The sequence below is a fragment of the Bacillus licheniformis DSM 13 = ATCC 14580 genome (genome assembly GCF_000011645.1).
In the GTDB taxonomy this organism is placed as follows: Bacteria; Bacillota; Bacilli; order Bacillales; family Bacillaceae; genus Bacillus; species Bacillus licheniformis.
In genome coordinates this window covers 3,362,162-3,374,429 of the sequence record NC_006270.3, presented here as the reverse complement: position 1 = coordinate 3,374,429, position 12,268 = coordinate 3,362,162, and the positions used below count along the sequence as shown (strand labels likewise).

Annotated in this window: 11 protein-coding genes and 1 riboswitch; of the genes, 6 read left to right on the top strand and 5 right to left on the bottom strand. The window is 48.0% G+C overall.

What is annotated here, in order from left to right:
- Positions 1-3: 3 nt before the first annotated feature.
- Positions 4-414, bottom strand: a complete 411-nt coding sequence (locus TRNA_RS38895; RefSeq protein ID WP_003185200.1) for a DUF5412 domain-containing protein — start codon at positions 412-414, stop codon at positions 4-6.
- A gap of 79 nt (positions 415-493) precedes the next feature.
- Positions 494-1,618, bottom strand: a complete 1,125-nt coding sequence (locus TRNA_RS38890; RefSeq protein ID WP_011198281.1) for an aminotransferase class V-fold PLP-dependent enzyme — start codon at positions 1,616-1,618, stop codon at positions 494-496.
- Between the two features lie 266 nt (positions 1,619-1,884).
- On the opposite strand from TRNA_RS38890, the gene TRNA_RS38885 reads away from it, so the two are divergent.
- Together TRNA_RS38885 and TRNA_RS38880 are read left to right on the top strand one after the other, a co-directional pair.
- The gene (locus TRNA_RS38885; RefSeq protein ID WP_003185197.1) at positions 1,885-2,745 is read left to right on the top strand and encodes an ROK family protein; all 861 of its coding nucleotides are present in this window, start codon (positions 1,885-1,887) and stop codon (positions 2,743-2,745) included.
- An 89-nt stretch (positions 2,746-2,834) separates the two neighbouring features.
- Positions 2,835-3,674, top strand: coding sequence for an aldo/keto reductase (locus TRNA_RS38880; RefSeq protein WP_003185195.1), 840 nt, complete (start codon positions 2,835-2,837; stop codon positions 3,672-3,674).
- 39 nt (positions 3,675-3,713) lie between these two features.
- Here the strand turns inward: TRNA_RS38880 and TRNA_RS38875 are convergent, their stop codons facing one another.
- From TRNA_RS38875 to TRNA_RS38865, 3 genes are all read right to left on the bottom strand, one after another.
- The gene (locus TRNA_RS38875) at positions 3,714-5,165 is read right to left on the bottom strand and encodes an MDR family MFS transporter (protein WP_003185189.1); all 1,452 of its coding nucleotides are present in this window, start codon (positions 5,163-5,165) and stop codon (positions 3,714-3,716) included.
- Positions 5,166-5,366: 201 nt separating this feature from the next.
- Positions 5,367-7,226: an LTA synthase family protein gene (locus TRNA_RS38870; protein WP_003185188.1), complete on the bottom strand. Its 1,860-nt coding sequence runs from the start codon at positions 7,224-7,226 to the stop codon at positions 5,367-5,369.
- A gap of 99 nt (positions 7,227-7,325) precedes the next feature.
- Entirely contained in the window at positions 7,326-7,796 is a 471-nt protein-coding gene (locus TRNA_RS38865; protein WP_009329575.1) for a metal-dependent hydrolase, read from the bottom strand.
- Positions 7,797-8,035: 239 nt separating this feature from the next.
- Here TRNA_RS38865 and sspJ point away from each other — a divergent pair, with 239 nt between their 5' ends.
- The 4 genes from sspJ (at position 8,036) to TRNA_RS38845 (ending at position 12,266) form a co-directional block, all read left to right on the top strand.
- On the top strand, positions 8,036-8,176 hold the full coding sequence (gene sspJ, locus TRNA_RS38860; protein ID WP_003185183.1) for a small acid-soluble spore protein SspJ: 141 nt from the start codon (positions 8,036-8,038) through the stop codon (positions 8,174-8,176).
- 162 nt (positions 8,177-8,338) lie between these two features.
- A riboswitch (Lysine riboswitch) is annotated at positions 8,339-8,515 on the top strand.
- A gap of 114 nt (positions 8,516-8,629) precedes the next feature.
- Positions 8,630-10,033, top strand: a complete 1,404-nt coding sequence (locus TRNA_RS38855) for an amino acid permease (RefSeq protein ID WP_003185182.1) — start codon at positions 8,630-8,632, stop codon at positions 10,031-10,033.
- A gap of 155 nt (positions 10,034-10,188) precedes the next feature.
- Entirely contained in the window at positions 10,189-11,253 is a 1,065-nt protein-coding gene (locus TRNA_RS38850) for a FecCD family ABC transporter permease (RefSeq protein WP_009329573.1), read from the top strand.
- The gene (locus TRNA_RS38845) at positions 11,253-12,266 is read left to right on the top strand and encodes a FecCD family ABC transporter permease (protein WP_003185178.1); all 1,014 of its coding nucleotides are present in this window, start codon (positions 11,253-11,255) and stop codon (positions 12,264-12,266) included. The genes TRNA_RS38850 and TRNA_RS38845 overlap by 1 nt, the downstream gene beginning before the upstream one ends.
- The last annotated feature ends 2 nt before the right edge of the window (positions 12,267-12,268 follow it).

Here is a 12,268-nt window from a genome sequence, read left to right as displayed (position 1 = left end):
CCGTCACTCTCTTCTTCCATCATATATATCAGTTCTGACGTCCAGCACATTGTTGTTGATGGACACATGGTATTTGTCCTGCCATTCGATTTTGGCATGTTCTTCTTCGTATCCCCAATAGATATTCTTTCGTTCACCGGTGGCAACCGTTGTCAATTCCCCTCTGACGGAAGGGGAGTTCGTTCCCCCGCCTTTGTTCACTCTATACAAATTCAGGTTGTATGCTTGATTCGGCGAACCGGAAGACTGAAACCAATTTCCTTTCGGCAGATGATTCATCGAATAAAAATGCGTATACACGATATATCCGATGGTAATCCCGGACCCTAGCAAAACAGCCAAAATGGCAAACAAAACTTTTCGGTGCGGCAGCTTCCTATGCTCTTCTAATTCACCTTCGATATAAAGCTCCATTTTGTCTCATTCCTTGATGAAAATTGTTTTTTATAGTTTAAGGAAAAAATCGCATTCTGTCCATTTTAAAGCCGGGGGCTTAGCCTACGATTGCCGCGATCTCATCCATCACAAATCCGATTTCCTCCTTTGTATTGTAAAAATGCGGGGCTATTCTTATGACGTTGTTTCGCTTTGAGACGATGATATGCTTTTCACGCAAGAGGGATTCAACACGGGCGGCTTCTTCGGCATACACCGAGATCAGGCTTGTTCTGTTATGTACGGTGTTGGGTCCTGTGATCTTCAGGCCTTTTTCCGCACCGTATTGCAAAGAGAATGCCGCAAGCTGCCGCAGATAGGGCTCGATCCTGTCGGGCTCCGCTTCAAGCAGCAGCTTCAATGCCGCGTCTGCCGCATATATGCTGATAAATGACGGTGTCCCCGACTCGAAGCGTTTCGCACCTTCCGCAAAGCCTGAATCTAAGGCAAATGGCGCGCTCCTTCCGAACCAGCCGGCCGTTTTTGGCTCAAATTGTTCGCAAAGTTCGCGTTTCATATATAAAAAAGCTGTTCCGGGAATGCCGAGCATGTATTTGCGCGTCCCCGCCGCAAGGATGTCGATATCCATGTCTTTGACATGAATCGGAATGTGGCCGGCAGTCTGATAGGCGTCGACGAATAAAAGCGACCCTTTCTGATGAACAATCTCGGCAATCTGCTTTATGTCTTGCTTAAACCCGTTCCGATAGCCGGCATGGGGCACACACGTCAAGAGCGTCTGATCGGTAACGTCTTTTTCGTATTGTTCCAAGTCAATCATCCCATCTTCGCTTTGAATGATGATGAGGTGATCTTTGAAGCGGTCTTGCGCAAGCCAAATTTGGCCGACAGCAGGAAAATCGATATCCGTGAAGGCGATCTGCCTTCGACGGGGTGGCTGCGGCATTGCGGCGGCCACAGCGGCCACTGCGTCAGATACTGACGGCAAAACGGCTATCTCTTCTTTTTCAGCACCGATCAGCCGGGCGAATTTTTCCTTGGTCTCATCCATCTTGTCGAGATGTGCTTTCCAGTCTGCACCGGCTGTTAAAAGGCCGTTCTGATACTCATCGACCGCTTTGGCAACAGGCAGAGCCAATGCGCTTCCGGAACATGCGGCAAGATGAACATGATCAGACAATTTCGGGAATAAAGAACGGAAATTGTCGAATGGATGCTTCATGATATCCCTCCTTATTAAAGCTTCGAGCGGGGCTTGAAAAAATCCTCTTTTTCACGGTTACGATCAAGCGGTCAGAAGCCTATTTAAGCGAAAAAGCGAACGCGGCAGTTGTTTAAAAAACTGCCACATTTTCGGGAAGCTTTCTTCCGTCAGCATCAAAAGCTCCCATGCTCTGGTGAACCATTGTTCAGTGCGATTGCTTTCTTTCATCGTCTGATTTATGATTCAATTAGAGCAATTCAAACAGATGAAAAGGAGCCGAGAGGATGAAACATTACGGTGCAATAGAAGCAGGAGGCACAAAGTTTGTTTGTGCAGTCGGAACAGAAAAGGGAGAAATCATAGACAGGCTGACGATCCCGACGGAGACGCCTGAAGAGACCATTGGAAAGCTGACCGATTTCTTCAGCAAGTATCAGCTCACATCAATGGGAGTGGGCTCTTTTGGACCTATATCCGTTGCAAAAAATAAAGAGGATTACGGATACATAACCAATACCCCGAAATTAGCCTGGAAGGGGTACCCGTTTATTCCCGAATTGGAAAAAAGGCTTGGCATTCCGGTTTCGTTTACGACTGATGTAAACGCTGCCGCGCTTGGAGAGCTGACGAAAGGAGAGGCGCAAGGCCTGGAGAGCTGCTTGTATATCACAGTCGGCACAGGAATCGGAGCAGGAGCGATTGTCGGCGGCCGGCTCGTACAGAGCACGCTCCATCCTGAAATGGGTCACCTACTCATTAGACGGCATCCGCAGGATACGTTTGAAGGAATCTGTCCGTATCACAAGGACTGCCTTGAAGGGATGGCATCGGGCCCGGCGCTTGAAAAGCGATGGGGGAAAAAGGGCAAGGATTTGGCTGAAAACGAGGAAGTTTGGGAGCTTGAAGCCGACTATTTAGCACAGGCCCTCATGCAATATATCTTGATTCTGTGCCCTGAAAAAATCATCATGGGCGGCGGTGTCATGAAGCAGCAGCAGCTGTTCCCGCTGATTCGCAAAAAGCTGGCCGAATATTTGAACGGATATGTCGACCTGCCTGATCTTGAAGAATACATCGTGCCGCCGGGCCTTGGCGACGATCAGGGAATCACCGGAGCGCTTGCTTTGGCTCATTCCATCGGTTGAGCAAGTTGTTTTGTAAAATCCACCCAGTGTGAGATAATAAAAGCGGTGCGTTTAAAAGCATCTGAAAAAAAGAAAGGTGGTCGTTCAAAATGGTAAGCAGTTTAAAGGACACTGTGACATTACATAACGGTGTGAAAATGCCATGGTTTGGACTTGGAGTTTTCAAAGTGGAAGAAGGCAGCCAAGTCGTTGAATCTGTAAAAGCAGCCATTAAAAACGGATACCGGAGCATTGACACAGCCGCTATCTATCAAAATGAAGAAGGCGTCGGCAAAGGGATTAAGGAATCAGGCGTTCCCCGCGAAGAGCTTTTCATCACGTCAAAGGTTTGGAACAGTGACCAGGGATATGAAAAAACATTGGCGGCTTTTGATGAAAGCCTTCGAAAACTCGGCCTTGACTACCTTGATTTATATTTGATTCATTGGCCAGGAAAAGACAAATATAAAGATACGTGGCGCGCACTTGAAAAGCTGTACAAAGACGGCAGAGTGAAAGCGATCGGAGTCAGCAATTTCAATGTCCACCATTTGGAAAGCTTATTGGAAGATGCGGAAATTAAACCGATGGTCAATCAGGTTGAATTCCATCCGCGCCTCACTCAGACTGAGCTTAGGGACTACTGCAAGAAGCAAGGCATTCAGGTGGAAGCATGGTCTCCGCTCATGCAGGGAAAACTCCTCGATGATCAGGTGCTGACTGACATCGCTAAAAAATACAACAAATCCGTTGCTCAAGTCATCCTGCGCTGGGATTTGCAAAATGAAGTCGTCACCATTCCGAAGTCCATCAAAGAACACCGCATTATTGAAAATGCCGACATTTTTGATTTTGAATTATCGGCGGAAGATGTCGAAAAAATCAACGCTCTTAATAAAGATGAGCGCGTCGGTCCGGATCCGGACACAATGGTTAACGGATTCGAATAATCATAAAAAAATCCCGGGTTTTTATAAACCCGGGATTTTTCATTTCTCATGAATGGCCAAGCGGCCTTTCGCTTGTTTTCTTTTGCTGCCGTCGAGCCGTCCGCGGCGGTGCTGCTTAATAAAGAATGAGAGAACCAATCCGATTCCCGACAATGCAGCAGCGGTCATAAATGCCAGATTGACGCCGTGAATCATCGCTGTATCCGAAGACGGACCGGCAGGGTCAAGAAGCGCACGCTGTGTCATGATGGTGATGAGAACAGCCGTCCCGATCGATCCTGACATCTGTCTCATTGTATTGTTCATGGCCGTTCCGTGAGGAATCAAATGGCGCGGGAGCTGGTTCAAGCCGGCTGTCGTAACAGGCATGAGCACCATCCCCATGCCGACCATCCGAATCGCATAGACGATAGACAAATATGCAAAAGGCGTCGTCTTTGTCAGATGGGTCAAGAGCAATGTGGTCACGAAGATCGCCGTCAAACCGGTGATGCTCAAAATCCGCGCGCCGATTTTGTCAAAAATTCTTCCGGTAATCGGAGACATCAGCCCCATCACAACAGCTCCCGGAAACAGCATCATTCCCGACTCCATCGCCGTGAAATGGCGCATATCCTGCATATACATCGGCACGATCGTCGCAGCTCCGATCATCGACATAAAGACAACCATCCCGATAATCGTCGCCAAGGTAAACATCGGATATTTAAATACCCTGAACTCCAAAATCGGCTCTTCCAAATGGAGCTGCCTCCAAATGAACCAAAACAGCGCAACGCTGCCGACCGCGAAGCCGGCCAGCACGTCCGCACCCGTCCAGCCGGCAACACCGGCGCTGCTGAAGCCGTACAAAATGCCGCCGAAGCCAAGCGAAGACAGTATGATTGAAGTAACATCCATCTTAGGCGATGTCTGTTCGGTGACATTTTTTAAAATAAAGTGCGCGGCAATCATGTCGATCACGGCGAACGGAAGCAGCAGGTAAAACAATACTTCCCAAGGATAGCGATCGACGATCCAGCCTGACAGGGTCGGTCCGACAGCGGGAGCAAAGGCAATCACAAGCCCGACCATTCCCATTGCTGATCCGCGTTTTTCCTTTGGGAAAATCAATAAAAGCACCGTCTGCATCAATGGCATCATAATGCCGGCGCCAGCCGCCTGCACGACGCGCCCCGCAATCAGCGCCGGAAAGCTGAATGACAAGGCGCAGATCAGCGTGCCGGCCGTAAATAAAGACATTGCCGCCATGAACAGCTTTCTCGTTGTGAATTTTTCAATTAAAAAAGCCGTAACTGGAATCATGATCCCATTCACGAGCATAAAAACGGTCGTCAGCCATTGGGCAAGCCCCGGCGTAATGTTTAAGTCCCTCATAATCGGAGGCAGAGCCGTCGTCAAAAGCGTCTGATTCAAAATGGCGATAAATGTCCCCATAATCAAGACGGCAACAATCGGCAATTGATTTGTCTTGTGCTGTGTTTCACTCATATTAAAACCTTCTTATTTATCATTTTTTATAACACTTTATGAAATAATCGGCACTCGAAATAACTTCTCTTTTCATTTAGGGTAACGAAGGAACTGCAAAACCGCAAGTTCATTTTTAACATTCGGTATATAATACCCAGCTGTCCCTCAATTTAAACAGCCCCTTTAAGCCGGCGAGAATGCCGGTTTAAAGGGGACGGATTATTTTTTGTAAAATCTCAGCAAATCACCGTTAATAATCTTATCGGAAAGGGAAAGTTCTTCATTCGCCTTCTCGATGAGAGGGCCGCATTTGTCCTCTCCATCGTTGATCATGTCCCCGGTTTTTTTGCTGTAGCACGTATTTTTCGTGTAGATATAATCATCTGTAATAAAGCTGCCGTTTCTCAACACAGCGAAAGGCATTCTTTCTTTCGAAAACAGGTCATTGCCGAATTGAATCATGCCTTTTGTATCAATTCCGAGCAAATGGAGCAATGTCGGTTTGACATCAATTTGGCCGCCTGTTTCGGATATCGTTTTCGGGTCTTGATCCGTTACCCCCGGAATGTGGATAATCAGCGGCACCCGCTGCAGCTGAACGGTATCGTAGGGGGTGATTTCGTCTTTGCCCAAAAATTGAGCCAGCGCATCGTTGTGCGCTTCTGATATGCCGTAGTGATCTCCCATGAACACGATCACAGAATTGTCGTAAAGGCCGTTTTTCTTCAGTTTTGCGATGAAATGCTTCAATGCTTCGTCTTCATAGCGTACAGTCGTGACATACCGGTTTAAAATGTCACTCTCTGAATCGTACTCATCGATCAGCTTATCCTCGTCATCAATTTGAAATGGAAAATGATTCGTCAATGTGATCAGGTTGCTGTAAAAGGGCTGCGGCAAGTCTTTCATCAAGTCGGCCGATTGCGTTAAAAACTCCTTATCCTTCAGCCCCCAGCCCGTTGAATTTTCAGGTGTCACATGAAAATGGGAGACGTCATAAAAGCTGTCGATGCCGAGGGCTTTGTACATGACGTCCCTGTTCCAGAATTTTTTATGGTTGGCGTGGAAAACCGATGTTCTGTAATTGTGGTTCGCCAGTGTTTTATACATCGAATTGTACGCATTCTCGCTCTTCGTAAAAAACACCGAACCGCTCAGAGACGGATAGAGCGAATTAGCGACAATGAATTCCGAATCGGACGTTTTCCCCTGTTCGGTCTGCTGATAAAAATGGTCGAAATAATAGCTTTTTTGAATGAACTTGTTCATGAACGGCGTGATTTCCTGGCCGTTCACCTTTTCATTGATGACAAATGTCTGGGTGGATTCAAGCGTTACAAAGATGACGTTTCGTCCTTTGGCAATTCCGAACATATCTTGGTTCGGTTTGCTGTAGTCGGCATTTGTGTAGTTTTCGATCGTTGCCAGGCTGTTTTCATCAGCGACCGCTTTTTGTGTCAAATTAAAGGTCTGTGAAATGCCGTCCAACAGATGAAACTGATACAAGCCGATATTTTTTACAAGCACTTCCCTGTCGTAAGAGTAGCTTAAAAACTTCGGCTGATCCAGCTCCGACAGGGCGAGATTAAACAGCACCGTTCCGGCGGCTGCCGCATAGTAGATCTTAACGGCTTTAGCGGAAAGCTTTTTGCCGGTTCTTTCGCGCGTTTTTGCCAGCCAGACCATGAGAGCCAGGTCCAGGAAAAGCGCGATGAAAACCGGATTAAACAGCTCCTGAAAACTGCTTCCAAGCCCCCCGAGGTTTTTTGCCTGGAACAGGACGGGAATGGTGATGAAATCGATGTAGAAACCATAAAAAATGCTGTTTGCAATCAAGATGCCCGTCAGGACGACATTAGCCCCGATTAAATAGATGCGCTGCGATTTTTCGCGAAAAAAGAGGCTGATGCCGAGTACAGGGATGAGAAAGCTAAGCGGGTTGATAAACAGGATCAGTTCCTGAAGTGCGTTGTCGATTTGTAAATTAAAGCCCAGCTTGTAGATGAAGTACGTCTTCATCCATATGAAAAATATGGATAGGCATAAAAACCACTGCTTTTTAAAAAATTGTTCTTTCATATAAATAGCTCCTCACATATAATCCCCGCAGGTAAAGAACACCAAGATAAAATGACTAAAAAAAGCATCATATAGCAATCGGTCAAACCGTCCCTTTCGTCAGGCGATCAAGTTCGCAATAAAATAGCACGAAACAACGGTGAGCACAGCAAGAACGACTTGTTCCGCCTTCCCGCCGGTTTTAATGTAAAGGGGCAGACGAACCTTAATGGCGGACGGAAAGAAAAGTTTGATGCCGTTTACAGTCCCGGCATCGAGGAGCAGATGGCTTGCCATTCCGGCCATCAATCCGACAAGTATGCTCTGATCTGCAAAATATAAATGTGCCGCGAATGCCGTGATGAGCAAAAAGAGCAGGCTGTGTGTAAACGTCCTGTGCCCGAAGACAGAACTGACCACTGCTGATAAAATCGGAAGCCTTCTGCCTATCTTGCTTTTTGTATGGCATATATCCGGAATCAATGCTCCGATAACGCCCGAGGCTGTCATGAACACCGGATCATATCCGTAAAAATAAGCAGCAGCCGTACAAGAAGCGACCCCTCCCATGATGTGTGTTTTTCCTGTCATATCGCTTCTCCTTTAAGACCTATAACAATTTCCTAATGAAAACTATATCAAGAGTTCTGACGGCCTTCAAGACAGATGGTAACAACTTGTCAGCTGAAAAAAACATTTTCCTAAACAATCGGCGCGTTTACATCTAAAATATGGCGTTTTCAGATAAAAAACACATTCCAAGGTTCTGCATAATTTAAATTTGATAAGCCAAATTAAAATTGTACCACATTTTTAAAGAGGTGATTCATTTGGGTATTTTCTTCAATAAAGATAGAGGAAATAAGGAAAAGGACCAAAACGCCGTTCGGGGGGCGCTTGAAGACGCAGGACAAGCGCTGAAAGGAGACCCTCTGCAAGAGGCGGTCAACAAAAAGAAAAATAACCGATAAATGACAGATGGAGAGAGCCCGTCTTCCATTCTTCAGAAGGCTGCCAAAAAAGGCGGCCTTTTGGCGCGGCTGTCCGTTTTTTCCATCACTTCCCTTTGACAGATCAAAATTTCTCTGGTAACCTCTTTTCAGAATATGTGATAAATCCTCACTCTTAACTCTTAGTGAGGTAGAGGTTGCGCGGATGATGAGTCGCATGTGTGAGGCTGATGGGGCCGATGATCATATGCAAAAGGCATCAGCGCCGAAGCATAAGGAAGCCATTCATTCTTTATGCTGGGTCTGCATTGAATAAGTGCAGGACTGCCGCGGGTATTCCCGCGGAGGGCTATCCGGAGATCAAGAGTGTATGTTTAACCAAAGCATGGACTTTTGTTCATGCTTTTTTTATTTTGAATGATCTCACGGTCTGGTCCGGCATATTTTTTATAAAATGCTCGGAGGTTATATCTTATGGAACAGACAAAAAAATGGGGCTTCTGGCTTCTTACGGCTTTTGTTGTCGGCAATATGGTCGGCTCAGGGATTTTTATGCTCCCCAGCACACTCGCCCAGACGGCTAGCCCGCTCGGCGTAACGGCGGCATGGCTGGTGACGGGTGCGGGGGTGCTGATGATCGCCCTTGTATTCGGCCATTTATCCATTCGCCGCCCGGATCTCAAAGCAGGTCCGCAAAGCTATGCAAGAGCTTTATTCTCAGACCCTAAAAAAGGGAATGCGGCAGGTTTTACAATGGTATGGGGGTATTGGGTGGCTAGCTGGATCAGCAACGTGGCCATCATTACAAGCCTTGCAGGCTATTTGACGACTTTCTTGCCGATCTTAACCGACGGACGCGAGCTGGTTGAATTCGGCGGACACCCCGTTACACTTGGCCAGCTCTTGACATTCATCGTGTGTACGATTTTGTTATGGGGGACGCATTTTATCCTAGTCTCCAGCATAAATGGAGCGGGCAAGCTGAACTTTTTGGCGACTTTTTCCAAAGTGCTTGGGTTTGTCCTGTTTATTGTTGCAGGTTTGTTCGTTTTTCAAACGGCATTATTCGAATCATTTTATTTTCCAATCGAATCAGAAGGCAAAAGCATAGGGCTGGGCGGACAGGTTCACAATGCGGCGATTTCAACGCTGTGGGCGTTTGTCGGCATCGAGTCTGCGGTAATCTTATCAGGGCGCGCATCATCCCAGCGTGATGTCAAACGCGCGACCATTACCGGCCTGTTAATTGCGCTCGGCATTTATATGATCATCACTTTAATTACGATGGGCGTCATCCCGCACGATCAGCTCCAGGCATCAGATAAACCGTTCGTTGATGTGCTGCACGTGATTATCGGCAGCTTCGGCAGCGTGATTATGGCGGTCTTGGCAATCGTTTCTTTGTTCGGATCGATGCTCGGCTGGATTTTAATCGGCGCAGAGGTTCCGTATCAGGCGGCAAAAGCCGGTGATTTTCCTGCTTTCTTTGCGAAAACGAATAAAAAGGGAAGTCCGGTCAATTCATTGATCGTCACAAACGTGATGTCGCAGATCTTTATTTTCTCAACGATTTCGGGAACGATCAGCGAAGCCTTTACGTTTTTAACAACGTCGGCGACGCTCGCTTACCTTGTCCCTTATCTCATAGCGGCTCTTTTCAGCTTGAAGCTCATCCTCAAAGGGGAGACATACGGCGAGCTGAAAGGTTCAAGAACAGGAGACGGCATCATTGCCTTGGCCGCTCTTGCGTACTCTTTATGGGTCATCGTTTCAGGCACGTCTGACTTGACCACCTTTATCTTGGGAATCGGGCTGTTTTTCGTCGGTCTTGCGATCTACCCGTTCGTCTACAAAAAGTTCAAAAATAATCAAGTGTGATAAAGCTCTTTGCCAGCCGGGTCTTTTAGCGGAAGATCGGCTGGCTTTTTGATTCCTGCCGAAAATTTTGATTAAAATTTTTGCTTAGGCCTGTTATACTAAACATGAAAATGATAATCGTTATCGGTTAAAAAGATCGAAAGGAATGGCATCGAGTGAGCTCTTACAAAAACATACATCATATCAACGGCGCGGATGGCACTGATGAAGAACAGAGACCGATCAGCCGTCCGCTCGGAGCTGTATTTGTCCTGGCCGGCGGAATCATGCTGCTGCTTTTTGGCGCCGCATTATCGATTGCGCTCGGTGCGGCTGATATAAAGCTTGGAACGGTTTGGGACGCCATTTTTCATTTTGACGCGAAAAATACGGCCCATCAAATTATTCAGGAACTCAGACTGCCAAGGACGGTAAGTGCGGCTCTTGTGGGCGCCTGCCTGGCGGTTTCCGGAGCCGTGATGCAGGGGATGACGCGAAATCCTCTTGCGTCGCCGGAAATTATGAGCGTCACGCACGGGTCAGCTTTCGCAATTGCTGTTGCGTTTGCTTTTTTTCCAGGAACCTCATCGATCGGGCTGATGATCTGGTCATTTGCCGGTGCCGCTCTTGGAGCGGGGCTTGTTTTTGGAATCGGAATGTTTTCAAAAGGCGGTCTTACGCCTGTAAAGCTGGCTTTGGCCGGTACGGCTGTCGGCACGTTCCTGAGCGCTCTTTCTACGAGCATCGCGATCCACTTTGATGTGGCGCGCGACGTCAGTTTTTGGTATGCCGGAGGTGTCGCCGGCACGAAATGGCTCAGCATTCAGTTGTTGATTCCGGCGGCAGCGCTCGGTTTGGCGGTCGTTTTTGTCATCGCCCGTTCCATCACGGTTCTAAGCCTGGGTGAGGAGCTGGCGAAAGGGCTCGGTCAATATACGAAGACGGTAAAAGCGATCGGCATCGTGTCCGTTGTTCTGCTGACGGGTGCCACTGTATCCGTTGCCGGTGCGATCGGTTTTATCGGATTGATCATTCCGCATATTACCCGCTTTCTGGTCGGGGTTGATTACCGCTGGATCATTCCATGCTCAGCTGTGCTTGGCGCTGTTCTTCTGATCTATGCGGATATTGCGGCAAGGCTGGTCAACCCGCCGTTTGAAACACCTGTCGGAGCAGTAACTGCGCTTGTCGGCGTACCATTCTTTCTCTATCTGGCCCGCAGGGAAAGGAGTGGACTGTAATGCTCAAGAAAAACAACAGACGGGCGGGTGCGGTGATGCTCGTCATGGCCGTGCTGACGGCCGCCGTGTTTTTATTAAGCATGAACATGGGAGAAATCCGCATCGACCCGCTTGCTACATTGAGAACACTGTTCGGCTTTGGAACGCCGCAGGATGAACTTGTATTATTTGAATTCCGTCTGCCGCGCATGATCCTCGCCATGCTGATCGGTGCAGGGGTTGCTGTCTCCGGAGCCGTCTGGCAGGGGATATCCCGGAATGACCTGGCCGATCCGGGGATATTGGGCATCAATACGGGAGCGGGTTTTGCCGTTGTGCTGTTCATCTTCTATTTTCAGGGAGACGTTGGCAACCTGCAAAAAGGATTCGTTTTTTCCCTGCCGATATTCGCATTTTTGGGAGCCTGCTTTGCAGTCGTTTCCATCTATTTGCTGGCGTGGAAAAAAGGCTTGAATCCCATTCGCCTCGTTTTGGTCGGCATCGGAGTGAATGCGGCGTTTTCGGCGGCCATCTTAATGCTGCAGCTTAAAATGGACCCAAATGACTTTATGCAGGCGGCTGTTTGGCTGTCAGGGAATATATGGAGTTCGAACTGGAGCTTTGTCTCGGCCGTGCTGCCCTGGATTGTCGTGCTGATTCCTTTTATCCTCTATAAAGCGCGCTATTTAAACGTGCTGAATCTCGGTGATCAGCTCGCAACAGGGCTCGGAACGGCAGTTGAAAAAGAGCGGCGCACACTGCTTCTGTCGGCAGCCGCGCTGAGCGGCGCGTGTGTAGCGGCTGGAGGAAACATTACGTTTCTCGGTCTCGTGGCTCCGCATATTGCCAGAAGACTTGTCGGGCCGAAGCATCAGCTTTTAATCCCGGCTTCCGCGTTGACCGGAGCATTGCTCTTTTTGCTGGCGGACTTAATTGGAAGAATGATACTGGCGCCTTCGGAAATTCCCGTAGGGCTTGTCATTGCCGCTTTAGGCGCACCGTATTTTATCTATTTGCTTATGAAAACAAATTAAAG

Coding starts and splice junctions, on each gene's coding strand:
- TRNA_RS38895 (WP_003185200.1), bottom strand. CDS start 414: ATGGAGCTTTATATCGAAGGTGAATTAGAAGAGCATAGGAAGCTGCCG.
- TRNA_RS38890 (WP_011198281.1), bottom strand. CDS start 1,618: ATGAAGCATCCATTCGACAATTTCCGTTCTTTATTCCCGAAATTGTCT.
- TRNA_RS38885 (WP_003185197.1), top strand. CDS start 1,885: ATGAAACATTACGGTGCAATAGAAGCAGGAGGCACAAAGTTTGTTTGT.
- TRNA_RS38880 (WP_003185195.1), top strand. CDS start 2,835: ATGGTAAGCAGTTTAAAGGACACTGTGACATTACATAACGGTGTGAAA.
- TRNA_RS38875 (WP_003185189.1), bottom strand. CDS start 5,165: ATGAGTGAAACACAGCACAAGACAAATCAATTGCCGATTGTTGCCGTC.
- TRNA_RS38870 (WP_003185188.1), bottom strand. CDS start 7,226: ATGAAAGAACAATTTTTTAAAAAGCAGTGGTTTTTATGCCTATCCATA.
- TRNA_RS38865 (WP_009329575.1), bottom strand. CDS start 7,796: ATGACAGGAAAAACACACATCATGGGAGGGGTCGCTTCTTGTACGGCT.
- TRNA_RS38855 (WP_003185182.1), top strand. CDS start 8,630: ATGGAACAGACAAAAAAATGGGGCTTCTGGCTTCTTACGGCTTTTGTT.
- TRNA_RS38845 (WP_003185178.1), top strand. CDS start 11,253: ATGCTCAAGAAAAACAACAGACGGGCGGGTGCGGTGATGCTCGTCATG.